Source organism: Streptomyces sp. NPDC058457 (assembly GCF_042720695.1).
Lineage (GTDB): Bacteria > Actinomycetota > Actinomycetes > Streptomycetales > Streptomycetaceae > Streptomyces.
The window spans coordinates 46,969-73,009 of record NZ_JBHXLU010000060.1; the positions used below are offsets into that span (position 1 = coordinate 46,969).

At 68.9% G+C, this 26,041-nt stretch carries 24 protein-coding genes and 1 tRNA gene; 12 read left to right on the forward strand and 13 right to left on the reverse strand.

What is annotated here, in order from left to right:
* The first annotated feature begins 26 nt into the window (after positions 1–26).
* From ACFWPS_RS35775 to ACFWPS_RS35815, 9 genes are all read left to right on the forward strand, one after another.
* A complete protein-coding gene (locus tag ACFWPS_RS35775; RefSeq protein WP_383713054.1) occupies positions 27–1,244 on the forward strand; it encodes a hypothetical protein in 1,218 nt (405 codons plus the stop codon).
* A 17-nt stretch (positions 1,245–1,261) separates the two neighbouring features.
* Complete coding sequence (locus tag ACFWPS_RS35780) at positions 1,262–2,560, forward strand: hypothetical protein (RefSeq protein WP_383713056.1); 1,299 nt, start codon at positions 1,262–1,264, stop codon at positions 2,558–2,560.
* A gap of 28 nt (positions 2,561–2,588) precedes the next feature.
* A complete protein-coding gene (locus ACFWPS_RS35785) occupies positions 2,589–3,611 on the forward strand; it encodes a hypothetical protein (RefSeq protein ID WP_383713058.1) in 1,023 nt (340 codons plus the stop codon).
* Between the two features lie 28 nt (positions 3,612–3,639).
* Positions 3,640–4,767, forward strand: coding sequence for a hypothetical protein (locus ACFWPS_RS35790; protein WP_383713061.1), 1,128 nt, complete (start codon positions 3,640–3,642; stop codon positions 4,765–4,767).
* The gene (locus ACFWPS_RS35795; protein WP_383713064.1) at positions 4,767–5,468 is read left to right on the forward strand and encodes a hypothetical protein; all 702 of its coding nucleotides are present in this window, start codon (positions 4,767–4,769) and stop codon (positions 5,466–5,468) included. The genes ACFWPS_RS35790 and ACFWPS_RS35795 overlap by 1 nt, the downstream gene beginning before the upstream one ends.
* 45 nt (positions 5,469–5,513) lie before the next feature.
* Positions 5,514–5,903, forward strand: a complete 390-nt coding sequence (locus ACFWPS_RS35800) for an ATP-binding protein (RefSeq protein WP_383713066.1) — start codon at positions 5,514–5,516, stop codon at positions 5,901–5,903.
* 235 nt (positions 5,904–6,138) lie between these two features.
* Complete coding sequence (locus ACFWPS_RS35805; protein WP_383713069.1) at positions 6,139–7,005, forward strand: peptidoglycan-binding protein; 867 nt, start codon at positions 6,139–6,141, stop codon at positions 7,003–7,005.
* 27 nt (positions 7,006–7,032) lie between these two features.
* Positions 7,033–7,260 (forward strand): hypothetical protein, encoded by a 228-nt coding sequence (locus tag ACFWPS_RS35810; RefSeq protein WP_383713072.1) that lies wholly within the window; start codon positions 7,033–7,035, stop codon positions 7,258–7,260.
* Positions 7,247–7,510: a hypothetical protein gene (locus ACFWPS_RS35815; RefSeq protein ID WP_089099471.1), complete on the forward strand. Its 264-nt coding sequence runs from the start codon at positions 7,247–7,249 to the stop codon at positions 7,508–7,510. Before ACFWPS_RS35810 ends, ACFWPS_RS35815 begins: the two co-directional genes overlap by 14 nt.
* A 61-nt stretch (positions 7,511–7,571) precedes the next feature.
* On the opposite strand, the gene ACFWPS_RS35820 is transcribed toward ACFWPS_RS35815, so the two are convergent.
* The 11 genes from ACFWPS_RS35820 to ACFWPS_RS35870 form a co-directional block, all read right to left on the reverse strand.
* Positions 7,572–11,471, reverse strand: coding sequence for a DNA-directed RNA polymerase subunit beta' (locus ACFWPS_RS35820; RefSeq protein WP_383713074.1), 3,900 nt, complete (start codon positions 11,469–11,471; stop codon positions 7,572–7,574).
* Positions 11,472–11,570: 99 nt separating this feature from the next.
* Complete coding sequence (gene rpoB, locus ACFWPS_RS35825) at positions 11,571–15,056, reverse strand: DNA-directed RNA polymerase subunit beta (RefSeq protein WP_383713077.1); 3,486 nt, start codon at positions 15,054–15,056, stop codon at positions 11,571–11,573.
* Positions 15,057–15,610: 554 nt separating this feature from the next.
* Positions 15,611–15,994, reverse strand: a complete 384-nt coding sequence (gene rplL / locus ACFWPS_RS35830) for a 50S ribosomal protein L7/L12 (protein ID WP_383713108.1) — start codon at positions 15,992–15,994, stop codon at positions 15,611–15,613.
* Positions 15,995–16,115: 121 nt separating this feature from the next.
* The gene (gene rplJ, locus ACFWPS_RS35835) at positions 16,116–16,646 is read right to left on the reverse strand and encodes a 50S ribosomal protein L10 (RefSeq protein ID WP_123974843.1); all 531 of its coding nucleotides are present in this window, start codon (positions 16,644–16,646) and stop codon (positions 16,116–16,118) included.
* A 456-nt stretch (positions 16,647–17,102) separates the two neighbouring features.
* Positions 17,103–18,023 carry a hypothetical protein gene (locus ACFWPS_RS35840; protein ID WP_383713080.1) on the reverse strand — a complete coding sequence of 307 codons (921 nt, stop codon included), beginning with the start codon at positions 18,021–18,023 and terminating at the stop codon, positions 17,103–17,105.
* Between the two features lie 165 nt (positions 18,024–18,188).
* Positions 18,189–18,914, reverse strand: a complete 726-nt coding sequence (rplA, locus tag ACFWPS_RS35845; protein WP_383713083.1) for a 50S ribosomal protein L1 — start codon at positions 18,912–18,914, stop codon at positions 18,189–18,191.
* A gap of 81 nt (positions 18,915–18,995) precedes the next feature.
* Complete coding sequence (gene rplK, locus ACFWPS_RS35850; RefSeq protein ID WP_037858373.1) at positions 18,996–19,430, reverse strand: 50S ribosomal protein L11; 435 nt, start codon at positions 19,428–19,430, stop codon at positions 18,996–18,998.
* Between the two features lie 212 nt (positions 19,431–19,642).
* Positions 19,643–20,509: a transcription termination/antitermination protein NusG gene (gene nusG, locus ACFWPS_RS35855; RefSeq protein WP_383713086.1), complete on the reverse strand. Its 867-nt coding sequence runs from the start codon at positions 20,507–20,509 to the stop codon at positions 19,643–19,645.
* Positions 20,510–20,589: 80 nt separating this feature from the next.
* Positions 20,590–20,874 carry a preprotein translocase subunit SecE gene (secE, locus tag ACFWPS_RS35860; protein ID WP_093499675.1) on the reverse strand — a complete coding sequence of 95 codons (285 nt, stop codon included), beginning with the start codon at positions 20,872–20,874 and terminating at the stop codon, positions 20,590–20,592.
* 109 nt (positions 20,875–20,983) lie between these two features.
* Positions 20,984–21,056: transfer RNA gene (locus tag ACFWPS_RS35865), tRNA-Trp, on the reverse strand.
* 52 nt (positions 21,057–21,108) lie between these two features.
* Complete coding sequence (locus ACFWPS_RS35870) at positions 21,109–21,243, reverse strand: hypothetical protein (protein ID WP_383713089.1); 135 nt, start codon at positions 21,241–21,243, stop codon at positions 21,109–21,111.
* A gap of 73 nt (positions 21,244–21,316) precedes the next feature.
* Here ACFWPS_RS35870 and ACFWPS_RS35875 point away from each other — a divergent pair, with 73 nt between their 5' ends.
* Together ACFWPS_RS35875 and ACFWPS_RS35880 are read left to right on the forward strand one after the other, a co-directional pair.
* Positions 21,317–22,543 carry a pyridoxal phosphate-dependent aminotransferase gene (locus ACFWPS_RS35875; protein ID WP_383713092.1) on the forward strand — a complete coding sequence of 409 codons (1,227 nt, stop codon included), beginning with the start codon at positions 21,317–21,319 and terminating at the stop codon, positions 22,541–22,543.
* 161 nt (positions 22,544–22,704) lie between these two features.
* Positions 22,705–23,745 carry an adenosine deaminase gene (locus tag ACFWPS_RS35880; RefSeq protein ID WP_383713095.1) on the forward strand — a complete coding sequence of 347 codons (1,041 nt, stop codon included), beginning with the start codon at positions 22,705–22,707 and terminating at the stop codon, positions 23,743–23,745.
* A 51-nt stretch (positions 23,746–23,796) separates the two neighbouring features.
* Here the strand turns inward: ACFWPS_RS35880 and ACFWPS_RS35885 are convergent, their stop codons facing one another.
* Both ACFWPS_RS35885 and ACFWPS_RS35890 read right to left on the reverse strand, forming a co-directional pair.
* Positions 23,797–24,462, reverse strand: coding sequence for a hypothetical protein (locus tag ACFWPS_RS35885; RefSeq protein WP_383713098.1), 666 nt, complete (start codon positions 24,460–24,462; stop codon positions 23,797–23,799).
* 24 nt (positions 24,463–24,486) lie between these two features.
* Complete coding sequence (locus ACFWPS_RS35890; RefSeq protein ID WP_383713101.1) at positions 24,487–25,104, reverse strand: TetR/AcrR family transcriptional regulator; 618 nt, start codon at positions 25,102–25,104, stop codon at positions 24,487–24,489.
* A 150-nt stretch (positions 25,105–25,254) separates the two neighbouring features.
* On the opposite strand from ACFWPS_RS35890, the gene ACFWPS_RS35895 reads away from it, so the two are divergent.
* Positions 25,255–25,884, forward strand: coding sequence for an NAD(P)-dependent oxidoreductase (locus tag ACFWPS_RS35895; protein ID WP_383713102.1), 630 nt, complete (start codon positions 25,255–25,257; stop codon positions 25,882–25,884).
* The last annotated feature ends 157 nt before the right edge of the window (positions 25,885–26,041 follow it).

Sequence of the window (26,041 nt, forward strand, 5' to 3'; positions counted from 1 at the left end):
GCCACGAGATCACAGGAGACCCGCATATGAACCTGCGCAGCTCATGGGTGGCCGAGACCGGCCAGACCCGCGAGGACACCCGGCTGACCCAGCTGGGCGCGACCACCCCGGTCAACCCGCTCGAAGTCCGCTCCGGCATCCTGCCGGGGTCCTACGACGGCCTCTACCGGATGTCCGGCCTCTGGATGGAGGGCACCTCGGGGACCATGAAGGCCACCGTCCACGAGGGCCGGGCGGTCATCGCGGCCGGCGCCACCCAGGGCGCCTACCCGGTCACCCTGCCGGAACCCGCGAGCCTCACCTTCGCCGACGGCGACGCCGCCAACCCGCGCATCGACCTCGTCGTGCTGCGCATCTACGACTCGCTGTACGACAACTCCGGGCAGACCAAGCCGGCCCTGGAGATCGTCAAGGGCACCCCGGCCGCCACCCCGGTCGCGCCCGCCGCCCCGGCCATCGCGCTGCCGATCTACCAGGTCAAGGTCCCCGCCGGGGCCAGCGCCGGCAAGGGGGGCCTCGACTGGGCCGGCGTCCTCACCGACCTGCGCACCCCCACCGTGGCGGTCGGCGGCATCCTGCCGGCGTACGGGGAGACCGGCAACGGGGCCTACCCGGGCCAGTACCGCGACTCCGGCGGCGCGCTGCAGCGCTGGGACGGCTCGGCGTGGGTGTCGTACCCGAGCGCGCTGGGCGGCATCGCCCCGGCCGGCGCGGTCACCACCGCGAGCTACACCGGCCAGTACCGGGACTCGTCCGGCGGGCTGCTGCAGCGCTGGAACGGCTCGGCCTGGGTGTCGTACCAGCCGGTGCCGAGCTGGACCGACTACACGCCGGTCTGGGGCGCCGAGTCCGGTACCGCGCCGTCGATCGGAAACGGCACGCTCGCCGGGTCGTACGTGAAGACCGGCACGGTCGTGCACGTCCGGATCTATCTGAAGATCGGGTCGACGACCAACCTCTCCGCCCAGGCCACCGACGGCAACTGGACGTTCTCGCTGCCGGTCGCGCCGGTCTCCACCGCGTGGAAGCTGGACGGGCGGGTGCTGACCGCGGAGGCGTTCGACTCCTCAGCCTTGCTGTTCTACCAGGGCACCGGCCTGCTCGCGACGACGAGCGGCGGCATCGTCCGCTCCCTGCGCGACACCCTCGGGTTCAGCACCGGTCTCTGGGACAAGTCCCTGCCCTTCGTCTGGGCCTCCGGTGACGTGCTGTCCATCCACGGCACCTACGAATCCGCTTCCTGACCACGGGGGTTGCCTTCATGACCGTACGCACCGCATGGCTGTCCCCGGACGGCCAGAGCCGGGAGGACACCCGTACCAACCAGGTCGGCGCGCTCACCCCGGTCACCGACAGCAAGGGCCGCTCCGGCGTCCTGCCGGGTTCCGAGGGCGGCCTGTACCGGGTGACCGGGCTGTGGCTGGCCGGCACCGACGGCACGCTGAACGCCCATGTCACGCCGGGACGGGCCGTCATCCAGTCCACCGTCGACCGGGGCGCCTACCCGGTCGCCGTCACCGAACAGGTCGACCTCGTCTTCGCCGCGGGCGACGCCCAGTACCCGCGGATCGACCTGGTCGTGCTGCGCGTCTACGACGACACCTACGACGCGTCCGGCCGCACCGAGGCCGCCGTCGAGATCGTCCGGGGCACCCCGGCCACCAGCCCGGTCGCGCCCACCGCGCCGGACGTCTGCCTGGTGCTGTTCAGCGTGACCGTCCCAGCGAACGCGGGCGGCCTGACCTGGTCCGCCGCCGGCACCGACCTGCGGCCGACCACCGTCGCCCTCGGCGGCATCCTGCCGACCCGCTCCGACGACACGGCGGCGGGCGGCTATCCCGGTCACTACCGGGACATCAACAGCACCCTGCAACGCTGGGACGGCTCGGCCTGGGTGCCGTACCCGAAGGGCCTGGGCGGCATCGCCCCGGCCGGCACGGTGACCACCGCCAGTTACACCGGGCAGTACCGGGAGTCGACCGACGGCGTGCTCCAGCGCTGGGACGGCTCGGCCTGGGTGCCGTATGCCAAGGCGACCGGCGGAATCGCCCCGGCCGGCGCGGTCACGACGGGGAGCTACACCGGGCAGTACCGGGACTCCTCGGGCGGCGTGCTCCAGCGCTGGAACGGCAGCGCCTGGCTGCCCGCCGTCGCGCCGCCTGCCTTCGTCTCGTCCCTGGACGCGGGCACCACCGCGTCGACGACGTACACGGCGGCGCTCACGGGCTCCGCGGTGACCGCGCTCGCCGTGACCTTCACCGTCCCGTCCACCGGCGCGGTACTGGTCGCCGTCGGCGCGCGGCTGCGCACCGCGGGCTCCACGACCACCACCGCGTTCGTCGCCCCGCAGATCGCCCAGGGCAGCACGGTCGTCCTCGCCGGCAACGACGAGTACGCCGCCTGCTACGGCGGGACGATCGCCGGTTCCGTCTCCACCGTGTTCCGCTACCCGCTCACCCCCGGCACGGCCTGCACGGTGACCGCCCTCTACCGCTCCAGCGACTCGGCCGTCACCTGCACCTTCGACAACATCTTCGTGCGCGTCGACCCGGCCGGCTGACCTTCCCTCCCCCACACAGGAGTTCACCATGCCCGTACGCTCCGGCTGGCTGTCCCCGGACAGCCAGACCCGTGAGGACACCCGGCTCGTCTCACTCGGCGCCCTCACCCCGACCTCCACCGTGAACACCCGCTCCGGCATCCTGCCGGGCTCGCCCGACGGCCAGTACCGGATCTCCGGTTTCACCCTCACCGGTGCCACCGGCACCATGACCGCCACCGTCAGCCCCGGCCGGGCCGTCGTCCAGGGCACCGACGCCCAGGGCGCCTACCCGGTCGCGCTGACCGAGTACCTGCCCCTCGTCTTCGCCGCCGGCGACGCCCAGTACGGCAGGGTCGACCTGGTCGTGCTGCGCGTCTACGACGACGCCTACGACGGCTCCGGCCGCACCGAGGCCGCCGTCGAGATCGTCCAGGGCACCCCCGCCGCCTCGGCGGCCGTCCCCGCGACACCGGCCCTGTCGATCCCGCTGTACCAGGTCACCGTCGCCAAGGGCGCGAGCGCCGGCGCCACCGCCATCGACTGGAGCGCCGGGATCACCGGCGTGCGGACCGCCACCGTCGGCCTCGGCGGCATCCTCCCGGTCACCACCGACACCAGCAACGGCGCCTACCCGGGCCAGTACCGGGACGCCGGCGGAGTGCTCCAGCGCTGGTCCGGTACCGCCTGGGCCGACTACCAGCCACCCCTCGTGGTGGAGACCACCACGACCGGCGCCACCGCAACCGGCAGCTGGACCCTGGCGTCCTTCGCCGCCCGGCGCACGCGTGGGGTCTGCTCGTTCACCCTCTCCTTCAGCCGCACGACGAGCAGCCTCACCGCGACCGCGGCCGGCACCACCAACCCGGGCAACGTCGCCGACGAGCTGATGGGCACACTGCCCTCCGGCTGGCGGCCGGCGGTCGACAGCTACGCCGTCGTCACCGACGGATACGCGAGCGGTGCGGCCCGGATCGCCACCGACGGCTCCGTCTACCTCATCGCCTGGGCAACCAGCGGCGTGATCCAGGTCGGCAACAACGTGCGCGTCTCCACCTGCTTCGTGCTCTGACCACCGCCCGGCCAAGGAGCTGCAGCCCATGACCACGGACACGCCCTACCGGGCGATCTTCTGCGACCTGCTCACCGACAGCACCATCGACATCCTGCCGCTGCGCGACGTCACCGTCGACGACTACATCGGCAAGGCCGGCTCGCTCTCCGGCACCATCCCCGTCCCGAACGCGGAGATGGCCGCCCGCGTCCGCCGTATCGAGGAGGGCCGCACCTCGGTCTACCTCCAGCGCGGCACCGACCTGTGGTGGGGCGGGATCATCTGGACCAGCACCCTGCAGAGCGACGACCAGGGCATCCTCACCCTCGGCATCCAGGCGGCGACCTTCGATTCGTACGCGGGGCGGCGGATGATCCGGCCCACCTACAAGGCCGACGCCACCCTCTCCTTCCCCGACACGGACCAGCTGGCCATCGCCCAGGGCCTGTGGACCGACATGCAGTCCGCGCTGGACGGCGGGAACATCCTCGTCGACGTCGGCACCGAGACCTCCGGCGTAAGCCGCACGGTCAGCTACCAGGACGGCGACGAGACCTCCTACCAGGACGCCCTCGACTCGCTGGCCGCCCTGGGGGACGGCTTCGAGTACCACATCACCGTCTACACCGACCCGGTCTCGGGTCGGCGGCTGCGCCGCCTGGTACTGGGCCACCCGAGGATCGAGACCGGCTCCACCCCCCTGGTCCTGGACCGGCCCGGCACGATCCTGTCGTACTCCTTCCCGCGCGACGCCACCCGCGGCGGCACCACCGCGCGGGCCCGGGGCGCGTCCATCAACACCAACCAGGCCGCCGAGTCGCGGCCGTTGGCCTCCGACGTCGCGGTCGCCCAGGAACTGATCGACGGGGCGGGCTACCCGCGCATCGACCTGACCTCCGACCACAACGACATCACCGACTGGGACACCCTGAACGCCCTCGCCCGTACCGAACTGGCCGCGGCCACCGGTGCGGTGGTGATCCCCGAGATCAGCGTGCGGCTCGACGGCCTGGTGCCGACCGCGATGCTCGGCCGTACCGCGCGCATCCGGATCACCGACGAGTGGTTCACCGAGGGCCTCGACGCCCGCTACCGGATCATCGGCGTCAAGGTCAGCCCGGCCCAGCGCGGCCGCCCCGACACCGCCGAGCTCTACCTGGAGGAGGCCGCCTGATGCCCCAGCTCCCCGAAGACATCATCGACCGGCTGACCCAGATGGAACGCCGCATCCAGCAGCTGTCCACGGCCGTCAACAGCCGGCCCGCGCTCAACACGGTCTCCGGCGGCGCCCTCTCGGTCGGACCGGCCCACGGGTCGGCCATCTTCCGGGTCGGCAACTGGAACGGCAGCGAGTACCAGATGGAACTCCGGCGCCAGACCGGCCACCGGGCCATCAGCATGTACAACGGCGACGGCACCTCCTCCTCGGAACAGCCGCTGCGCATCTACGACTCCGCCGAGCGCGAGATCTTCTCGGACGACATCGGTGCCGGCGGCATCGCCCGGCCCTGGCTGAACATGCTGCCGCCGCAGGACACGGCCGTGGCCCGCTGGCCGCAGACCACCGCGACCGGCAACTTCACGACGATCGCCATGTCCTACAACGTCGTCTGGCAGCCGAACATGCGGCTGCTCATCAACACCCGGGCCAGCTCCGGCGCCACCGGTCAGGTCAGGGTGCTGGTCAACAGCGCCGTGTGGGGCGGAGTCGCCGACACTCCCGCGGACTTCGACTACTCGGGCCCGATCAGCTCCGACTTCGCGTCCGTCTACAACACGCTGGTCAAGGTCGAGATCCAGGCCGTGGTCACCAGCACCACCTCCGGCGGCATCGTCTACGCCAACCCCGTGCTCATGTACGGCCGCCAGACCTGAGCCACCCCCGGAAGACCGCAAGACCGGAAGAAAGGACGCCCTCCCATGGACATCGACACCACCCAGCCCTGGGGCCTCGCCATCGACTTCGCCGGCCGGGCCACCATCACCGAGGCCGGCCACACCGTCTACGTCAAGGTCTCCGACACCAGCCTGAGCGACATCATCGGCCCGGACTCGATCACCGGCACCTACTCGCCCGTCAACATCACCGCCCAGCTCACCGAGTCCGGCACGAACAACTCGGTGCTGCGCGGCGTCGGCCGGATCACCGTCTCGCCGGTCGGCACCGACCCGGTGGTCCCCGACCAGACCGCGATCCAGCGCGCGGTGGCCGCGGCCCTCACCAACTTCGACCAGAACACGGCGGCTTACACCGCCCTGTGCGCAACGTGGACACCGACCAGCACCGACCCGGACCCCGACGCCTCATAGGCGGCACAGCCACTTGCCCTGGCGGCACAATGCCCCTTTCTGGCGGCACAATGCCCCTTTCTGGCGGCACAGCAGCCCCTTTCTGGCGGCAGAGCCGCATGTTCTGGCGGCGCAGCCGCCTCTTAGGGGCGCGGGGAACTGCGCGACCAGCCCCCACCGCCCCGCACCCCGAACACCACCCGAGCCGCCCACCCCGGCCCGGGTTTTTTCATGCCCGTCTCCCAAAGGAACCTCAATGGCCAGCCCCCTCTCCGCCGACGCCCTCCTGTCGGCCCTCCGAGCCGAAGGCGTCACCGTCGTCGAGCACGACGGCTGGCGCACCCACAACAGGGCCGGACACGGCGCCTGGGGCCCGGTGAACGGCGTGATCATCCATCACACCGTCACCTCCGGCACCACCACCTCCGTGAGCATGTGCTTCAACGGCCGCTCCGACCTGCCCGGCCCGCTCTGCCACGGCGTCATCGCCAAGGACGGCACGGTCCACCTCGTCGGCAACGGCCGCGCCAACCACGCCGGCAGCGGCGACGGCGACGTCCTGGCCGCCGTCGTCGCCGAGAGCGCCACCCTGCCGGCGCCGAACCAGAACGACACCGACGGCAACGTCCACTTCTACGGCTTCGAGTGCGTCAACCTCGGCGACGGCAAGGACCCCTGGCCCGACGTCCAGCTGGACGCCATGGTCCGGGCGTCGGCCGCACTGTGCCGGGCGCACGGCTGGAGTGCGCGGTCGGTGATCGGCCACAAGGAGTGGACGAACACCAAGATCGACCCCAAGGGCTTCGCGATGGACGGCTTCCGCGGCCGGGTCGCCGCCCGGCTGCAGACGAAGACCTCGCCCGCCACGCCCGCCTACCAGCCCTTCCCCGGTGCCGACTGGTTCAGGAAGCACCCGAAGTCGGCGATCGTCACCGCGATGGGCAGGCGGCTGGTCGCCAACGGCTGCTCCGCGTACGCCGACGGCCCCGGCCCGCAGTGGACCGACGCCGACCGGGCGTCGTACGCGAAGTGGCAGCGCAGGCTCGGCTACACCGGCTCGTCGGCAGACGGCTGGCCGGGGGCGAAGTCCTGGGCGGCGCTCAAGGTCCCCTACAGCTCCTGAACTCTGTTCGAAGAAACGAGGTTCACGATGTCAGAGGCCGCCAAGCGCACCCTCCGTACCGTCGTACAGACCGCTGTCGGCCTGTGTGTCCTGCTGCCGGCGGTCGTCGACGCCGCCGGCATCCCGGACACCCTGCCCTGGGCCGCCGGCGCGCTCGCCGTCGCCGCCGCGGTCACCAGGGTGATGGCCGTGCCCGCGGTACAGGCGCTGCTGCCCTCGTGGCTGCGGACGGGAGGTGCCGATGACCGACCCTGATCCGAACGACCCGATCACCGTCGCCCTTGAACTGGAGCGGCTGCGCGGCACGCTGGAGGCCGGGTTCGCCCGGGTCGACGGCTCGCTCGCGCTTCTCGTCCAGCGCAGCGACCAGACCGACCGGCAGCTCGCCGACCACGAGCAGCGGCTGGACGCCCTGGAGCGGACGCGGTGGCCGCTGGCGAGCATCGGCGCGCTCGCCGCCGTGGCGACGGTGGTCGTCACGGCGCTGGAGATCACCGCGCGCTGAGACAACGCCGAAGGGCGGCCACCCCGTACGAAACGGGGTGACCGCCCTTCAGAACCAACTACTACTGGTTGTACGGACCGTAGTCGTAGTCCTCCAGCGGGACGGCCTGGCCGGAGCCGGTGCCGAACGGCGAGTAGTCGATGTCGTCGTAGCCGACGGCCGAGTACATCGCGGCCTTCGCCTCCTCGGTCGGCTCGACCCGGATGTTGCGGTAGCGGGACAGACCCGTACCGGCCGGGATGAGCTTACCGATGATGACGTTCTCCTTCAGACCGATGAGGCTGTCGGACTTGGCGTTGATCGCCGCGTCCGTCAGGACTCGGGTCGTCTCCTGGAAGGAGGCCGCGGACAGCCACGACTCCGTCGCCAGCGACGCCTTCGTGATACCCATCAGCTGCGGACGGCCGGAGGCCGGGTGACCGCCCTCCTGGACCACACGACGGTTCTCGTGCTCGAACTTCGAGCGCTCGACCAGCTCGCCGGGCAGCAGCTCGGCGTCGCCGGACTCGATGATCGTCACACGGCGCAGCATCTGCCGGATGATGATCTCGATGTGCTTGTCGTGGATCGACACACCCTGCGAGTTGTAGACCTTCTGGACCTCGCCGACCAGGTGGACCTGGACGGCACGCTGGCCCAGGATGCGCAGCACGTCGTGCGGGTTGGTGGCACCCACGGTGAGCTTCTGGCCCACCGAGACGTGCTCGCCCTCGCTGACCAGGAGTCGGGCGCGCTTCGAGATCGGGAACGCCGTCTCGTCGCTGCCGTCGTCCGGCGTGATGACGAGCTTCTTGGTCTTCTCGGTCTCCTCGATGCGGACACGGCCGTCCGCCTCGGAGATCGGGGCGACACCCTTCGGGGTACGGGCCTCGAAGAGCTCGACGACACGCGGCAGACCCTGGGTGATGTCGTCACCGGCCACACCACCGGTGTGGAAGGTACGCATCGTCAGCTGGGTACCGGGCTCACCGATGGACTGGGCGGCGATGATGCCGACCGCCTCACCGATGTCGACCAGCTTGCCGGTGGCCAGCGAACGGCCGTAGCACATGGCGCAGGTGCCGACGGCGGACTCACAGGTCAGGACCGAGCGGGTCTTGACCTCGGAGACGCCACGGGCCACGAGCTCCTCGATGAGGACGTCACCGAGGTCGGTGTTGGCCGGGGCCAGCACCACGCCGTCCACGACGATGTCCTCGGCCAGCGCACGGGCGTACACGCTGGTCTCGACGTTCTCCGCCTTGCGCAGCACGCCGTCCGCGCCGACCTCCGCGATGTGCAGCTTGAGGCCGCGCTCGGTGCCGCAGTCCTCCTCGCGGATGATGACGTCCTGCGAGACGTCCACCAGACGACGGGTCAGGTAACCCGAGTCGGCGGTACGCAGGGCGGTGTCGGCGAGACCCTTACGGGCACCGTGCGTGGAGATGAAGTACTCGAGGACGGAGAGGCCCTCACGGAAGGACGCCTTGATCGGACGCGGGATGGTCTCGTTCTTCGCGTTCGACACCAGACCACGCATACCGGCGATCTGCCGCATCTGCATCATGTTTCCTCGGGCACCCGAGTCAACCATCATGAAGATGGGGTTCGTCTTGGGGAAGTTCGCGTTCATCGCCTCGGCGACCTCGTTGGTCGCCTTGGTCCAGATCGCGATGAGCTCCTGCGTGCGCTCTTCCTTGGTGATCAGACCGCGCTCGTACTGCTTCTGGACCTTCTCGTCCTGCGCCTCGTAGCCGCGGACGATCTCCTTCTTCGCCTCGGGAACGACGACGTCGGAGATGGCCACGGTGACACCGGAACGGGTCGCCCAGTAGAAGCCGGACGCCTTCAGGTTGTCGAGCGTCGCCGCCACGATGACCTTGGGGTAGCGCTCGGCCAGGTCGTTGACGATCTCGGAGAGCTGCTTCTTGCCCACCGAGTAGTCGACGAACGGGTAGTCCTCGGGCAGCAGCTCGTTGAAGAGCGCGCGGCCCAGGGTGGTGCGCAGCCGGAAGGTGTCACCGGTCTGGTACTCCGGCTCGCCCTCCTCGACGACCGGCGGGGTCCAGCCGCGCGGCGGGATGGTGCCCACCGGGAAGCGGATGTCGATCGGCGACTGGAGCGCGAGCTCACCGGCGTCGAACGCCATGATCGCCTCGGCCGTGGAGCCGAAGGACCGGCCCTCGCCCTTGGTGTCACGCAGCTCGCCGTCGGTGGTGAGGAAGAACAGACCGAGGACCATGTCCTGGGTCGGCATCGTCACCGGACGGCCGTCGGCGGGCTTGAGGATGTTGTTCGAGGACAGCATCAGGATGCGGGCCTCGGCCTGCGCCTCCGCGGACAGCGGCAGGTGCACGGCCATCTGGTCACCGTCGAAGTCCGCGTTGAACGCGGTGCAGACGAGCGGGTGGATCTGGATGGCCTTGCCCTCGACCAGCTGCGGCTCGAAGGCCTGGATGCCGAGGCGGTGCAGGGTGGGCGCACGGTTCAGCAGCACCGGGTGCTCGGCGATGACCTCTTCGAGGACGTCGTACACGACGGTGCGGCCGCGCTCCACCATGCGCTTGGCGCTCTTGATGTTCTGCGCGTGGTTGAGGTCCACGAGCCGCTTCATCACGAACGGCTTGAAGAGCTCCAGCGCCATCGCCTTGGGCAGACCGCACTGGTGCAGCTTCAGCTGCGGACCGACGACGATCACGGAACGCGCGGAGTAGTCCACACGCTTGCCGAGCAGGTTCTGACGGAAACGACCCTGCTTGCCCTTCAGCATGTCGCTGAGGGACTTCAGCGGGCGGTTACCGGGACCGGTGACCGGGCGACCACGACGGCCGTTGTCGAACAGCGCGTCGACGGCCTCCTGGAGCATGCGCTTCTCGTTGTTCACGATGATCTCGGGCGCACCGAGGTCGAGAAGGCGCTTCAGTCGGTTGTTGCGGTTGATCACACGGCGGTACAGGTCGTTCAGGTCGGAGGTCGCGAAGCGGCCACCGTCCAGCTGCACCATCGGGCGAAGGTCCGGCGGGATGACCGGGACGCAGTCGAGCACCATGCCCTTGGGGCTGTTGCTGGTCTGCAGGAACGCGGAGACGACCTTCAGGCGCTTGAGCGCACGGGTCTTCTTCTGGCCCTTGCCGGTACGGATGATCTCGCGGAGCTTCTCGGCCTCCTCGTCGAGGTCGAAGGACTCCAGGCGCTTCTGCAGCGCCGCGGCACCCATCGAGCCGTCGAAGTACGTGCCGAAGCGGTCACGCAGCTCGCGGTAGAGGAGCTCGTCGCCCTCCAGGTCCTGGACCTTGAGGTTCTTGAAGCGGGTCCACACCTCGTCGAGGCGGTCGATCTCGCGCTGCGAACGGTCGCGCAGCTGCTTCATCTCGCGCTCGGCACCCTCGCGCACCTTGCGGCGCACGTCGGCCTTGGCACCCTCGGCCTCCAGCTCGGCCAGGTCGCTTTCCAGCTTCTTGGCGCGGGCCTCCAGGTCGGAGTCACGGCGGTTCTCGACCTGCTGGCGCTCCACGGAGACATGCGCCTCCAGGGAGGGCAGGTCGCGGGTACGGCGCTCCTCGTCGACGAACGTGATCATGTACGCCGCGAAGTAGATGACCTTCTCGAGGTCCTTGGGAGCCAGGTCGAGCAGGTAGCCCAGCCGGCTCGGGACACCCTTGAAGTACCAGATGTGCGTGACGGGCGCGGCAAGCTCGATGTGGCCCATCCGCTCACGGCGCACCTTGGCGCGGGTCACCTCGACGCCGCAGCGCTCACAGATGATGCCCTTGAAGCGGACGCGCTTGTACTTGCCGCAGTAGCACTCCCAGTCCCGGGTGGGGCCGAAGATCTTCTCGCAGAAGAGCCCGTCCTTTTCCGGCTTGAGGGTGCGGTAGTTGATGGTCTCGGGCTTCTTGACCTCGCCGTGGCTCCACTGACGGATGTCGTCAGCGGTGGCCAGGCCGATCCGGAGCTCGTCGAAGAAGTTGACGTCGAGCACTATGCGTCAATCCCTCTCAGGGTCGTGAGTCTTTGGTCTGATACGGGGGCCTGGGGGTCGGCGGGGGCCTCAGTTGGCGAGGCCCCTGCCGGACTCCCGTCAGACCTCTTCGACGCTGCTCGGCTCGCGCCGGGACAGGTCGATGCCGAGCTCCTCCGCAGCGCGGAAGACGTCCTCGTCGGTGTCACGCATCTCGATGGACATACCGTCGCTGGACAGCACCTCCACGTTCAGGCAGAGCGACTGCATCTCCTTGATGAGGACCTTGAAGGACTCGGGGATGCCGGGCTCGGGGATGTTCTCGCCCTTGACGATGGCCTCGTAGACCTTCACGCGGCCGGTGACGTCGTCGGACTTGATGGTCAGCAGCTCCTGGAGGGCGTAGGCGGCGCCGTACGCCTCCAGCGCCCACACCTCCATCTCGCCGAACCGCTGGCCACCGAACTGGGCCTTACCGCCCAGCGGCTGCTGGGTGATCATCGAGTAGGGGCCGGTCGAACGGGCGTGCAGCTTGTCGTCGACCAGGTGGTGGAGCTTGAGGATGTACATGTAGCCGATGGAGATCGGGTCCGGGAACGGCTCACCGGAACGGCCGTCGAACAGCCGCGCCTTGCCGGTCGGCTGCACCAGGCGGTCGCCGTCGCGGTTCGGGATGGTGTGCTGGAGCAGACCCGCCAGCTCGTCCTCGCGGGCACCGTCGAAGACCGGGGTGGCGACGTTGGTGCGCGGGGCGACCTGGTCGGCACCGATGGCCTGGAGCCGCTGGGCCCAGTCGTCGGCGAGGCCGGAGACGTCCCAGCCGCGGCTGGCGAGCCAGCCGAGGTGGATCTCCAGGACCTGTCCCGGGTTCATTCGGGACGGGACGCCGAGCGGGTTGAGGATGATGTCGACCGGAGTTCCGTCCTCGAGGAACGGCATGTCCTCGATGGGAAGGATCTTCGAGATGACACCCTTGTTGCCGTGGCGGCCGGCGAGCTTGTCACCGTCGGTGATCTTGCGCTTCTGCGCGACGTAGACGCGGACCAGCTGGTTCACGCCCGGCGGCAGCTCGTCGCCCTCCTCGCGGTCGAAGACGCGCACACCGATGATCTTGCCGATCTCGCCGTGCGGCACCTTCAGCGAGGTGTCACGGACCTCACGGGCCTTCTCACCGAAGATCGCGCGGAGCAGGCGCTCCTCCGGCGTCAGCTCGGTCTCGCCCTTGGGCGTGACCTTGCCGACGAGGATGTCACCGGCGACGACCTCGGCACCGATCCGGATGATGCCGCGCTCGTCGAGGTCGGCGAGGACCTCCTCGGAGACGTTCGGGATGTCCCGGGTGATCTCCTCGGGGCCGAGCTTGGTGTCACGGGCGTCGACCTCGTGCTCCTCGATGTGGATCGAGGAGAGGACGTCGTCCTGCACGAGGCGCTGCGACAGGATGATCGCGTCCTCGTAGTTGTGACCCTCCCACGGCATGAACGCCACGAGCAGGTTCTTGCCCAGGGCCATCTCGCCGTTCTCGGTGGCCGGACCGTCGGCCAGGACCTGGCCCTCGATGATCCGGTCACCCTCGTCGACGATGACCTTCTGGTTGACCGAGGTGCCCTGGTTGGAGCGGGCGAACTTGGCCAGGCGGTACGTGATGTACGTGCCGTCGTCGTTGGCGGTGGTGATGTAGTCCGCGGAGACCTCCTGGACCACACCCGCCTTCTCGGCCTTGACCACGTCGCCGGCGTCGACGGCGGAGCGGTACTCCATGCCGGTGCCGACGAGCGGGGACTCGCTCTTGATCAGCGGCACGGCCTGCCGCATCATGTTCGCGCCCATGAGGGCACGGTTGGCGTCGTCGTGCTCGAGGAACGGGATCATGGCGGTCGCGACCGACACCATCTGGCGCGGCGAGACGTCCATGTAGTCCACGTCGTCACCGGCGACGTAGTCGACCTCGCCGCCACGACGGCGGACGAGCACCCGGGCCTCGGAGAAACGCATGTCGTCGTTGAGGCCGGCGTTGGCCTGCGCGATGACGAAGCGGTCCTCCTCGTCGGCGGTCAGGTAGTCCACCTCGTCGGTGACCTGGCCGTCGACGACCTTGCGGTACGGGGTCTCGACGAAACCGAACGCGTTGACGCGACCGTAGGAGGCGAGCGAGCCGATCAGACCGATGTTCGGGCCTTCGGGGGTCTCGATCGGGCACATACGGCCGTAGTGCGACGGGTGCACGTCACGGACCTCGAAGCCAGCCCGCTCACGGGAGAGACCACCCGGGCCAAGAGCCGACAGACGGCGCTTGTGGGTGAGACCCGACAGCGGGTTGTTCTGGTCCATGAACTGGGACAGCTGGCTGGTGCCGAAGAACTCCTTGATGGAGGCGACGACCGGCCGGATGTTGATCAGGGTCTGCGGCGTGATCGCCTCGACGTCCTGAGTCGTCATGCGCTCACGGACGACGCGCTCCATACGGGCCAGACCGGTGCGGACCTGGTTCTGGATGAGCTCGCCGACGCTGCGCAGACGACGGTTGCCGAAGTGGTCGATGTCGTCGGTCTCGACGACGATGCTCGTGCCGCTGTCACCGACCGTCTCGGTCTCGCCGGCGTGCAGCTTCACCAGGTACTTGATCGTCGAGATGACGTCCTCGACGGTCAGGACGCCCGCGTCCAGCGGAGCCTCCGCACCCAGCTTCTTGTTGACCTTGTAGCGGCCGACCTTGGCGAGGTCGTAGCGCTTGGGGTTGAAGTACAGGTTCTCCAGGAGCGTCTGCGCGGCCTCACGCGTGGGGGGCTCGCCCGGACGCAGCTTGCGGTAGATGTCGAGCAGCGCGTCGTCCTGGCCCTGGGTGTGGTCCTTCTCCAGGGTGGCGCGCATCGACTCGTACTCGCCGAACTCCTCGAGGATCTGCTCGGTGGTCCAGCCGAGCGCCTTCAGGAGGACGGTGACGGACTGCTTGCGCTTGCGGTCGATACGGACACCGACCATGTCGCGCTTGTCGATCTCCATCTCCAGCCAGGCACCCCGGGACGGGATGATCTTGGCGGAGAAGATGTCCTTGTCGGACGTCTTGTCGATGGAGGAGTCGAAGTAGACACCGGGCGAACGGACCAGCTGCGACACCACGACACGCTCGGTGCCGTTGATCACGAAGGTGCCCTTGTGCGTCATGAGCGGGAAGTCGCCCATGAAGACCGTCTGGGACTTGATCTCGCCGGTCTCGTTGTTGGTGAACTCGGCCGTGACGAAGAGCGGGGCGGCGTACGTGAAGTCGCGCTCCTTGCACTCGTCGATGCTGTTCTTCGGCGGCTCGAAGCGGTGGTCGCGGAACGTCAGCGACATCGACCCGGAGAAGTCCTCGATCGGGGAGATCTCCTCGAAGATCTCCTCCAGACCGGACTTGGTGGGGACGTCCTGACCGGACTCCAGAGCCTCCTCGACCCGACTCTGCCAGGCGGTGTTCCCGAGCAGCCAGTCAAAGCTCTCGGTCTGCAGCGCGAGCAGGTTGGGAACCTCGAGAGGCTCCTTGATCTTTGCAAAAGAGATGCGCAGCGGGGCAGTGCTGGCGCCGTTGTTCATATTCGCGTTCGAGGCAGTGCGCGAGGCGGCCAAGAGGGGGTCCTTCCGAGGGCTCGGACTCACTACGCGCTCCCCGGTCCCTTCCCGGACACAGAGACAGAAACCCCAGTTCAGAGGAGGTTCGGTCGTCGGCGTTCGGGTGAGGGCAGACCCCTGGTGACGGGCAGGGGAAGGCTAACAGGCAGCGCAAAGGGTCAGTGTAGCCACTTGGCACACTGATGTCCAGTCCCCATTTTCTGAGACCCTCTTCATCGTCAACGCCTGCGTCATGCCTGCCCTCAACGCACGTTGATACTGCCCTCTTCGTCGCCGATCCATGCCTCGGATTCGGACCGTTCTGGCGACGCGTCCTGAGAATTGCGCGCTGCGTGCGGTTCGTCAAGGCCCCTCTGCGCAAACCCGGTGCGCCGGAGACACGACGAAGATCACCATACCCCCCGCCGTCACAGGTGCAAGGCAACCGTGGTCGGCCTCCCGGGAACGCCGAAGAGCGACCACCCGGATGGATGATCGCTCTTCGCGGTCTGCGCGTTACAGCCCCCGAGGGGGTGTTTCAGCACACAGAGGTCTGCTCGACCTCAGAGGCCTTACTTGACCTCGACGGAGGCGCCGGCGCCCTTGAGGGACTCGGCGGCCTTCTCCGCGGCCTCCTTGGTGACCTTCTCGAGAACGGGCTTCGGGGCGCCGTCCACGAGGTCCTTGGCCTCCTTCAGACCGAGCGAGGTCAGCTCACGCACGACCTTGATGACCTGGATCTTCTTCTCGCCGGCGCCGGTGAGGACGACGTCGAACTCGTCCTGCTCCTCAGCGGCCTCGACCGGGGCGCCCGGGGCGGCGGGGCCCGCGACGGCGACCGCGGCGGCGGCGGTGACGTCGAACTTCTCCTCGAACGCCTTCACGAACTCGGAGAGCTGGATCAGGGTCATCGTCTCGAACTCGGCGAGCAGTTCGTCCTGGGTGAGAGCCACGATGGCTTTCCTTCCACTAATTCGGCTGGTGCCGGATGTACATGTCTGGCGGGCGTACGTTCGGCCCGCTACGACCTCTGCCTCAGGCGGGACGCCTCAGGCGGCGGTCATTTCGCGAGCCGAGTTACTCGGCACCGCCCTGCTCGTCCTGCTTGGCGCGAAGCGCGTCCACGGTGCGGACGAGCTTCGACGGGAGCGCCTGGAAGAGCTGTGCAGCCTGCGTCTGCTTGCCCTTCAGGGCGCCCGCCAGCTTGGCGAGCAGAACCTCGCGGGACTCGAGGTCCGCAAGCTTCTTGATCTCGTCGGCGGACAGCGCCTTGCCGTCAAGGACACCGCCCTTGATGACGAGGTTCGGGTTGTCCTTGGCGAAGTCACGAAGACCCTTCGCCGACGTCACCGGGTCACCGGTGATGAAGGCGACCGCCGTCGGACCGTTGAACAGGTCGTCGAGCGTCGAGATCCCGGCCTCGTTGGCCGCAATCTTGGTCAGCGTGTTCTTCACCACGGCGTACTGGGCGTCTTCACCGAGCGACCGGCGCAGCGTCTTGAGCTGCGCCACGGTGAGACCCCGGTACTCGGTCAGCACGGCGGCGTTCGAGCTACGGAACTGCTCCGTGAGCTCGGCCACCGCGGCAGCCTTGTCGGGCCTTGCCATAGAGCGTCGGCCTCCTTCCGGGTGATGAGGACCGCTCAGAAGGGGCTGAGGAAAACGAAACGCCCCGGCGCAGGCGCACGGGGCGTAGCTCGACCGAAGTCACACACGCGATGCATGCGTCTCCGGGAGCACTTCCACAGTCACCTGCGCGGGTCGTCCGCGGTTCAGCGGATCCTTCGGCCACCGCACACTCTTACGAGCACACGGCAACGACCAGCGGTCTTTGGCTTCTGTAGGAGAGTACGGGACCGGTCCGCTGTCGAGCAAATCGGCCCCGGTCGGTCACCGGCGGACCGAGGGACCGGTCCGGTGGGGGCAGGGCGCCACGGCAACGCGCCCTGAAGGGGCGCGGGGCCGTATCAATGTGCGGCTGCCGCCGCGCGGGCGCGACCAGCCCCCGCCGACCGTCAGCCGAACAGCCGCCGCTCCGTCCTCCCCGGGAGTCAGCCCGGTGGCTCAGGAGGTCAGGCCGCTCGCGCCCTGCGTCTTGAGCAGCGTCTTGAAGTCCGCGGTGTCGCCGGCCGGAGGCTTCTGCGCGCTGACCTGCACGCCGTAGTCGCTGTAGTGCGCGGTCTGGGTCATCGTGCCGTTCGCCGTGTCGGCCTTCTCGGTCTTCTTGACCAGCAGGTTCTGGGCGTTGACCCAGATGTCGACGGTCTCGGTGCTGACACCGGCCTGGGTGAGCTGCTTCTTCAGGCCGGCCAGCTGGCTCGCCGTGAGGCTGCTGCTCTGCCCGGCCAGGTCGGCCACGTTCACCGTGCCCGCGTAGTGGGTGGTGGCCTGGCCGTCGACCTTCTCCTCGCCGACCTTCTTCACGTCGCCGGAGGCCAGCAGCATCTGCACGGACTTGTTGGGCGTGGTGTTCTGCATCTGGTCCTTGAGCAGCGCGCCCGAACCGCCGGCGACGGAGGCCAGGTCGCCGTACCCGTACCGGATCCAGTGCTTGCCGCCGGTCTGCGCGGCGAACGTGTCGCTCATCTTCGCGTAGTAGGCGTCGGGCAGATAGCGGGCCTCCATCGACGTCGTACCGAGCCGGCGCATCAGCTCGGCGGTGCTGCCGCCGGTGTAGGTGATGGTGACCGTGCCGGATATGCCGTCTTCCCAGGAGAGGCTGCCGTTCGTCGTCATGGACAGCAGGGAGCCCATGGTCGTGGTGGAGCGGACCCGGGCGGAGTCTGCGCTGTCGGTGGACTTCTCCGCGGAGCGCAGCGCGGCGACGGGGCTGACCCGGGTCGCGGCGCGGGCACCGGCCCGGTCCTCCTTGCCGGCGCCTCCCGAGCTTCCCGAACCGCCCGCGGAGCTGCAGGCGGTCACCCCGGTCAGCACGGCCACCACCGCGATCGAGACGGCCGTACGACGTAACTGCCTGCTCTTCATCCCGCCCACCCCCATGAAGGTCCCGTACCCCGACGCTAACCCAGGGCACTGACAGCGCGCCGGGAGTCGCCCAAACAGCAGGACGGGCCCCGCAGACCTTTCGGTTGCGGGGCCCGTCCTGGTGGTGTCGCGTCCCTGACGCGGCTACCGGACCGAGCGCGGGGCTCAGACGGCGGCCGGGTCCTCCTCGACGAGGAGGTTGCGGGTGCGGTTCGAGTCGACCGGGATACCGGGGCCCATCGTGGTGCTGATGGCGGCCTTCTTGATGTAGCGGCCCTTGGCGGCGGACGGCTTCAGACGGAGGATCTCCTCCAGCGCGGCGCCGTAGTTCTCCACCAGCTTGTCGTCCTCGAAGGACGTCTTGCCGATGATGAAGTGCAGGTTCGAGTGCTTGTCGACGCGGAACTCGATCTTGCCGCCCTTGATCTCGGTCACAGCCTTGGCGGTGTCCGGGGTGACGGTGCCGGTCTTCGGGTTCGGCATCAGACCACGCGGGCCGAGGACGCGGCCGAGGCGGCCGACCTTGCCCATGAGGTCCGGGGTGGCGACGACGGCGTCGAAGTCCAGACGGCCCTTCGACACCTCGTCGATCAGTTCGTCGGCGCCGACGATGTCGGCGCCCGCGGCACGCGCGGCCTCGGCACGGTCACCGGTCGCGAAGACCAGGACCCGGGCGGTCTTGCCGGTGCCGTGCGGGAGGTTCACGGTGCCACGGACCATCTGGTCGGCCTTGCGCGGGTCGACACCCAGGCGGAAGGCGACCTCGACGGTGCCGTCGAACTTGGTCGTGGAGGTCTCCTTGGCGAGACGGACGGCCTCGAGCGGGGCGTACAGCTTCTCCCGGTCGATCTTCTCGTCCGCAGCGCGAAGGGCCTTGCTGCGCTTGCTCACAACTTGCTCCTGTGTGTTCTGAAGGAGTCGTGGTGTACGGGCCGAGCAGGCCCTACCACGGTGGTTCTACGAAGGTGGGGTTCAGCCCTCGACCGTGATGCCCATGGAGCGGGCGGTGCCGGCGATGATCTTCGACGCGGCGTCCAGGTCGTTGGCGTTGAGGTCGGGCAGCTTGGTCTGGGCGATCTCGCGGACCTGCGCCTCGGTGATCTTGGCGACCTTGGTCTTGTGCGGCTCGCCGGAGCCCTTCTCGACACCAGCGGCCTTGAGGATCATCTTGGCGGCCGGCGGGGTCTTGGTGACGAAGGTGAAGGAACGGTCCTCGTAGACCGTGATCTCCACCGGGATGACCCAACCGCGCTGCGACTCGGTCGCGGCGTTGTAGGCCTTGCAGAACTCCATGATGTTGACGCCGTGCTGACCGAGCGCGGGGCCGACCGGCGGGGCCGGGTTCGCCGCACCGGCGTTGATCTGGAGCTTGATGAGCCCCGTGACCTTCTTCTTCTTGGGAGGCATAGCTCTCCGGGTCCTTTCATTTCGGGTCCTGCCTGCGCGAGGGGACCAACCCGAACGCAGGCATACCGCACAACGATAACGGGTATAGATGCGCGGCCAAAAACGAAGCAGGTCAGACGGCCCGCTTGAGGCCAACCTGACCTGACTCACCTAAGGGGCGCGGGGAACTGCGCGATCAGCCCCCACGCACCCGCAGCCGACGAACGACCGATTCAGTTCTTCTGAATCTGATCGAACGAAAGCTCGACAGGCGTCTCACGCCCGAAGATCTCCACCAGACCCTTGACCTTCTTGGAGTCCGGGTTGATCTCGTTGATCGTCGCCTGCAGCGTGGCGAACGGACCGTCGGTCACCGTCACCGAGTCGCCCACCTCGAAGTCCAGCACCTGGACCTCGACCTTGCGCTGCGGCACCGGCTTGCCCTCGGCCTCCGCCGCCTCGCGTGCCGCCTTCTCCTCGGCCTCCGGCGCGAGCATCTTGACGATCTCGTCCAGGGTCAGCGGGTAGGGGTCGTACGCGTTGCCGACGAAGCCGGTGACGCCGGGGGTGTTGCGGACGACACCCCAGGACTCGTTGGTCAGGTCCATACGGACGAGCACATAACCGGGCAGCTTGTTCTGCTTGATGGTCTTGCGGTCGCCGTTCTTGATCTGGACGACCTCTTCCTGCGGCACCTCGGCCTGGAAGATGTAGTCCTCGACGTTCAGCGAGACGGCGCGCTGCTCCAGGTTGGTCTTCACGCGGTTCTCGTAGCCGGCGTACGTGTGGATGACGTACCACTCACCGGGGAGCAGGCGCAGCTCCTCACGGAGCGCCTGGACGGGGTCGACCGGCTCGGCGGGCTCTTCCTCGACGAGCTCGTCCTCGACGGCCCGGTCTTCCGCGTCCTCGTCCTCGACGTCCTCGACGTCTTCGTCCTCGACGTGGACCGCGGCCTCCTCGGCCGGCTCCCCCAGTTCGGCCTCGGCAGCCTCGAACTCGTCCTGCTCGTCCGCGCCCTCGACGATGTCCAGCTCGTCTTCGACGGCCTCTTCGGGCTCGACGGCCTCGACGGCGTCGTTCAGGTTCGGGTCAGACACGATGGCTGCTTCTTCCTGGATACATAGGGGTGGAACATGCGAAAACGGGCGCCGGTACCACGGCGCCCTTCGCTCTGTGCTCAGCCGAAGACGTACTTGGCCGCGTGGTTGAGTCCATAGTCAATCACGGTCACCAGAGCGATCATGATGGCGACGAAGAAGATCACCACGGTGGTGTACGAGGTCAGCTGGTTACGAGTCGGCCAGACGACCTTGCGGAGTTCCGCGATGATCTGGCGGTAGAAGGTAGCGAGGCGCTTCAGCGGGCCCTTCTTGGCACGCTTGCCACCCTTGCGGCCCTTCTTCTTGGACTCCTGCACCTCATCGGCATCAGGCGTGTCGATGGAGCCCACGGCGTCCGTCATTCTTCCTCACCTGGTCCCGGGTCATGGCCGTGCCGCGCCCGGTTTCTGGAGCCGCACGGCGGTGCAATACTTGTACGTACATGCGCACACATCCTGGCGGTGTGTGTAGCAGGGCCGGAGGGACTTGAACCCCCAACCGCCGGTTTTGGAGACCGGTGCTCTACCAATTGAGCTACGACCCTTTGTGTGCTCCCCAACGTACCGCATCCGGCCGGGTGCTCGGTGTGCACCCGCTCAGGCACGGCTGTCGAAGGCCAACGAGGTGAGAGTGTACGTGGTCCGCGGCGCCGCGTCGAACAGAAAGTGGCAGTCGGGGCGGCCGTACGGAAGATCGTCCTGGCCGGGGGCCGGATCCGCACGCTTGTTCATGGTTCGGCCCGTACTTGTTCAGTCTGTGAAACCGGCGTGCCGGGCAGGTTTCCGGTCTGAAACGATGGGCCCCATGAGCGCTGCAACCCCTCCCACCGAGCGCCGGGTCTCCGCCCGAGTCGGCGCGATCTCCGAGTCCGCCACCCTCGCCGTGGACGCCAAGGCCAAGGCCCTCAAGGCCGCCGGGCGCCCGGTGATCGGCTTCGGCGCCGGTGAGCCCGACTTCCCGACCCCGGACTACATCGTCGAAGCCGCCATCGAGGCCTGCAAGAACCCGAAGTACCACCGCTACACCCCGGCCGGCGGTCTGCCCGAGCTGAAGACCGCGATCACCGCGAAGACGCTGCGCGACTCCGGCTACGAGGTGGACGCCTCCCAGGTCCTCGTCACCAACGGCGGCAAGCAGGCCATCTACGAGGCCTTCGCCGCGATCCTCGACCCGGGCGACGAGGTCATCGTCCCCGCCCCGTACTGGACGACCTACCCGGAGTCCATCCGCCTGGCCGGCGGTGTCCCGGTCGAGGTCGTCGCGGACGAGACCACCGGCTACCGCGTCTCCGTGGAGCAGTTGGAGGCGGCCCGCACCGAGAAGACGAAGGTCGTGCTCTTCGTCTCCCCGTCCAACCCGACCGGCGCGGTCTACAGCGAGGCCGAGACCGAGGCGATCGGCCGCTGGGCCGTGGAGCACGGTCTGTGGGTCCTCACGGACGAGATCTACGAGCACCTGGTCTACGGCGACGCGAAGTTCACCTCGCTGCCGGCGATCCTGCCCGAGCTCCGCGACAAGTGCATCGTGGTCAACGGTGTGGCGAAGACGTACGCCATGACCGGCTGGCGGGTGGGCTGGGTCATCGGCCCCAAGGACGTCGTCAAGGCGGCCACCAACCTCCAGTCGCACGCCACGTCCAACGTCTCCAACGTGGCGCAGGTCGCCGCCCTGGCCGCCGTCTCCGGCGACCTGGAGGCCGTGGCGAAGATGCGCGAGGCCTTCGACCGGCGCCGCCAGACGATCGTGCGGATGCTCAACGAGATCGACGGCGTGTTCTGCCCGGAACCCGAGGGTGCGTTCTACGCGTACCCGTCGGTCAAGGCGCTGCTCGGCAAGGAGATCCGCGGCAGGCGCCCGGACTCCTCGGTGGAGCTGGCCGAGCTGATCCTGGAGGAGGCCGAGGTCGCGGTCGTCCCCGGCGAGGCCTTCGGCACACCCGGCTACCTGCGCCTTTCGTACGCGCTGGGTGACGAGGACCTCGTCGAGGGCGTGAGCCGGATGCAGAAGCTCCTGTCGGAAGCCAAGGACTGACGTCCGCCACAGAACACGCTCCACGCGCGCGTACGGGCCGTCTCCCTCCGGGGAGGCGGCCCGTTCTCGTGTCCGGTCCTCGGTGCGCTCTCGTGTGCGAGCAAGGCCACTAACGGGGAATCCGCTACCGGTACGGCGGCTGCGTACGGCAGGATCCTGGAATGGAGCACGTACGTGATGTCTCTGAGCTGCCGAAAGCTCATCTGCATCTGCACTTCACCGGTTCGATGCGGCCGGGAACCGTCCTGGAACTGGCCGACAAGTACGGTGTACGCCTCCCCGAGGCGCTGACCGACGCCCTGACCAGCGGGGAGCCACCGAGACTACGGGCCACCGACGAACGGGGCTGGTTCCGCTTCCAGCGGCTGTACGACGCCGCGCGCTCCTGCCTGAGAGAGCCCGAGGACATCCGGCGGCTGGTGCGGGAGGCCGCCGAGGAGGATCTCAAGGACGGTTCGGGCTGGCTGGAGATCCAGGTGGACCCGACGTCGTACGCCCCGCGGCTGGGCGGCCTGATCCCGGCCCTGGAGATCATCCTGGACGCGGTTGAGACGACCTCCCGGGAGACCGGCCTCGGCATGCGCGTCCTGGTGGCCGCGAACCGCATGAAGCACCCCTTGGACGCACGCACGCTGGCCCGGCTCGCCGTCCGGTTCGCGGACCGGGGCGTGGTCGGCTTCGGGCTGTCGAACGACGAGCGGCGGGGCATGGCGCGGGACTTCGACCGGGCGTTCCACATCGCGCGCGAGGGCGGCCTGCTGGCGGCCCCGCACGGCGGCGAGCTGACCGGCCCCGCGTCGGTGCGGGACTGCCTGGATGACCTGCACGCCACCCGGATCGGGCACGGCGTGCGGGCGGCGGAGGACCCGAGGCTGCTCAAGCGCCTGGCGGACCGGGAGATCACCTGCGAGGTGTGCCCGGCCTCCAACGTGGCCCTGGGCGTCTACGAGAAGCCCGAGGACGTCCCGTTGCGCACCCTCTTCGAGGCGGGCGTCCCGATGGCCCTGGGCGCCGACGACCCGCTCCTGTTCGGCTCCCGGCTGGCCGCGCAGTACGACATCGCGCGCGTGCACCACGCCTTCACGGACGCCGAACTGGCGGAACTGGCCCGCCAGTCGGTCCGGGGCTCGGCGGCACCGGAGGACGTGAAGGCCAAGCTCCTCGCGGACATCGACGCCTGGCTCGTCGCCCCGGTGTCCTGATCGGGGTCTTCGTCGCCGGAGTCTTCGTCTTCGTAGTCCTCGTCGGAGTCGTCAGGGCCTTCGGAAGTGGGCGTACGGCGGATACGCCTTGAAGCAGACCAGCACCTCGACGGGGTGCCCGCCGCCCGGCGGCTGCTCGAGCCCCCACAGTCCCGACACGAGCGCCGTTCCTCCCTCGGGCACGTCCTTCTGGCGCGGCCCCCAGCCGGCCGCGTAGGCCAGGGACATGGCGGCCTCGGCGAAGACGTACCGGCTGCCGAAGAGGAAGAGCGTGTTCGCGTGGGTGGTGTGCCGTAACTCGTCCCGGTGGTCGGCGCGCCCCTGCCGGGCGCGCCAGACGGCCGCGTCCCGCGCGGCGCGCGCCTCGTCGGTACGGACGGTGAGCGGGGTGCCCTGCCGCAGCCGCTGGCGCAGCTCGGGCCACTGGGCGGCGCGCAGTCCGAGTGTGTGATGGACCAGGACGAGGTCGATGAGGAGACCCTGCCCCTCTTCCGGCGGTACTCCCTCCCGCAGTGGCACATGGACGATCGTGTGCCGTGAGCGGGCGGCGAACGCGAGCAGTCCGGCGAGCCGGTTGAGCCCGTCGTGGTCGCCCGTGAGCGTGCCGATCGGCGAGGGTGCGCGCAGTGAGGTGTGGCGCAGCGGCTGCCGGGGCTGGACTATCCGGTGTTCGTGGGGGCCGGTGCAGGGCCGGAACTCGCGCAGTCTCAGCCGCATGCGGGATGCCTCATGGCATCAGGGTCACGGGTGGGCGGGGTCCTCGGCAACGGAGATTCCGCTCAGCAGGGTGCGGGCGAGCCGGGCGGCGAACGGGTCCACCGGCGGGCGCTCGCCGGTCGAGGTCGCGTCGTAGGCGAAGACGCGCTGGACGCAGGCGCCGAGCAGCAGGGCGGCGGCGGCGGAGGTGTCGGCGTCGGGGCGGATCCGGCCGACGCTCTGTTCGGCGCGCAGATAGGCGTCCAGGGCCTCGACCGGGACGTGCGGCCCCGCGCCGATGGTGCGCAGCTTGTCATCGAGCTTCCGCTTGAGCTGCCGTTCGGCGTACAGGGACGCGGCGATCGGGAAGCTCTCCTCGTAGAAGAGGGCGGCCTGCCGGGCGATCCGGGTGAGGTTCTCCTCCAGGGTGCCCCGGCCGGGCTCGACGGTCAGCTCGCCCAGCAGCGGGACGAGCTGCGGCAGCCGTTCGGCGAGCACGTGCACGAACAGCTCTTCCTTGCTGGGGAAGTACTTGTAGAGGGCCGCCTCGGAGCAGCCGGCCACCCGGGCCATCTCCTTGGTGGTGGCGCGGGCCAGCCCGACGGTGAGCATCAGCTCGTGAGCGGCGTCGAGGATGCGGACGCGGGCCGGTTTCTGCTGCATGACGCCCAAGGATCACATGCCCTTTCCAGCGGGTGCGACGGATGCCCCGAAGAGGCTTGACGGGTGGGTGAGTACTTACCCACTCTAGAGACGAACAGTGGGTGAGTGAATACTCACCCACCCTCGGAGCCTGAACACACGGGAGCAGTCATGCATCTCACCGTCTTCGGTGCGACCGGCGGGATCGGCCGGGAGATCGTCCGCCAGGCGCTGGCGTCCGGCCATCGGGTCACGGCGGTCGTCCGCGACCCCGCCCGGCTGACCGTGACCGGCCGCGGCCTGAAGGTCGTCCGCGCGGACCTCACCGACCCCGAGTCGGTCCGCCCGGCGGTCACGGGCCGGGACGCGGTCCTGTCCGGTCTGGGCCCGCGCGGCCGCAAGGACGCCGGGGTCGCCGCCCGCCTGACCCGCACGGTGCTGGCCGCCATGCAGGCGGAGGGCGTACGGCGGCTCGTGGTGGTCAGCGCGGCACCGGTGGGCCCGGAACCGGAGGACGGCGTCGCCGACCGCGCGGCACGCGCCCTGGTCGGCAGGATCCTCAAGCCGGTCTACGACGACCTGCGCGAGATGGAGGCGGAGCTGTCCCGTAGCGGCACCGACTGGACGTCGGTGCGCCCGCCCCGCCTCCAGAACAAGCCCCTCACCGGCTCCTACCGCACGGTGATCGGCGGTTTCCCGCCGAAAGGCCGCTTCATCGCGCGGGCGGACGTGGCCCACGCGATGCTGACGATGATCGAGGACGAGGGGACGGTCAAGCAGGGGGTGGGGCTCGCGTACTGAGCCTCTGCCTCTCCGGAGGCTCACAACCTCTGCCTCTCCAGAGGCTGACAACCACTGCGGCTCTAGGTGTACTCGGTCATGACTTTGGTGACAGGCGGCTGATCGGGGGCTGGCCTGCGAGCGCAGTGTGTCGGCGTCGAGTGTTGTAGAAGGTCAG

Excerpts from the sequence above, each read along its gene's own strand:
- ACFWPS_RS35880 (WP_383713095.1), top strand. The coding sequence starts at position 22,705 with ATGGAGCACGTACGTGATGTCTCTGAGCTGCCGAAAGCTCATCTGCAT.
- rplK (WP_037858373.1), bottom strand. The coding sequence starts at position 19,430 with ATGCCTCCCAAGAAGAAGAAGGTCACGGGGCTCATCAAGCTCCAGATC.
- ACFWPS_RS35805 (WP_383713069.1), top strand. The coding sequence starts at position 6,139 with ATGGCCAGCCCCCTCTCCGCCGACGCCCTCCTGTCGGCCCTCCGAGCC.
- ACFWPS_RS35790 (WP_383713061.1), top strand. The coding sequence starts at position 3,640 with ATGACCACGGACACGCCCTACCGGGCGATCTTCTGCGACCTGCTCACC.
- ACFWPS_RS35870 (WP_383713089.1), bottom strand. The coding sequence starts at position 21,243 with ATGAACAAGCGTGCGGATCCGGCCCCCGGCCAGGACGATCTTCCGTAC.
- ACFWPS_RS35795 (WP_383713064.1), top strand. The coding sequence starts at position 4,767 with ATGCCCCAGCTCCCCGAAGACATCATCGACCGGCTGACCCAGATGGAA.
- ACFWPS_RS35895 (WP_383713102.1), top strand. The coding sequence starts at position 25,255 with ATGCATCTCACCGTCTTCGGTGCGACCGGCGGGATCGGCCGGGAGATC.
- ACFWPS_RS35810 (WP_383713072.1), top strand. The coding sequence starts at position 7,033 with ATGTCAGAGGCCGCCAAGCGCACCCTCCGTACCGTCGTACAGACCGCT.
- ACFWPS_RS35800 (WP_383713066.1), top strand. The coding sequence starts at position 5,514 with ATGGACATCGACACCACCCAGCCCTGGGGCCTCGCCATCGACTTCGCC.
- secE (WP_093499675.1), bottom strand. The coding sequence starts at position 20,874 with ATGACGGACGCCGTGGGCTCCATCGACACGCCTGATGCCGATGAGGTG.
- ACFWPS_RS35890 (WP_383713101.1), bottom strand. The coding sequence starts at position 25,104 with ATGCAGCAGAAACCGGCCCGCGTCCGCATCCTCGACGCCGCTCACGAG.
- ACFWPS_RS35840 (WP_383713080.1), bottom strand. The coding sequence starts at position 18,023 with ATGAAGAGCAGGCAGTTACGTCGTACGGCCGTCTCGATCGCGGTGGTG.
- ACFWPS_RS35885 (WP_383713098.1), bottom strand. The coding sequence starts at position 24,462 with ATGCGGCTGAGACTGCGCGAGTTCCGGCCCTGCACCGGCCCCCACGAA.
- ACFWPS_RS35815 (WP_089099471.1), top strand. The coding sequence starts at position 7,247 with ATGACCGACCCTGATCCGAACGACCCGATCACCGTCGCCCTTGAACTG.
- ACFWPS_RS35785 (WP_383713058.1), top strand. The coding sequence starts at position 2,589 with ATGCCCGTACGCTCCGGCTGGCTGTCCCCGGACAGCCAGACCCGTGAG.
- rplJ (WP_123974843.1), bottom strand. The coding sequence starts at position 16,646 with ATGGCAAGGCCCGACAAGGCTGCCGCGGTGGCCGAGCTCACGGAGCAG.
- ACFWPS_RS35780 (WP_383713056.1), top strand. The coding sequence starts at position 1,262 with ATGACCGTACGCACCGCATGGCTGTCCCCGGACGGCCAGAGCCGGGAG.
- ACFWPS_RS35775 (WP_383713054.1), top strand. The coding sequence starts at position 27 with ATGAACCTGCGCAGCTCATGGGTGGCCGAGACCGGCCAGACCCGCGAG.
- ACFWPS_RS35875 (WP_383713092.1), top strand. The coding sequence starts at position 21,317 with ATGAGCGCTGCAACCCCTCCCACCGAGCGCCGGGTCTCCGCCCGAGTC.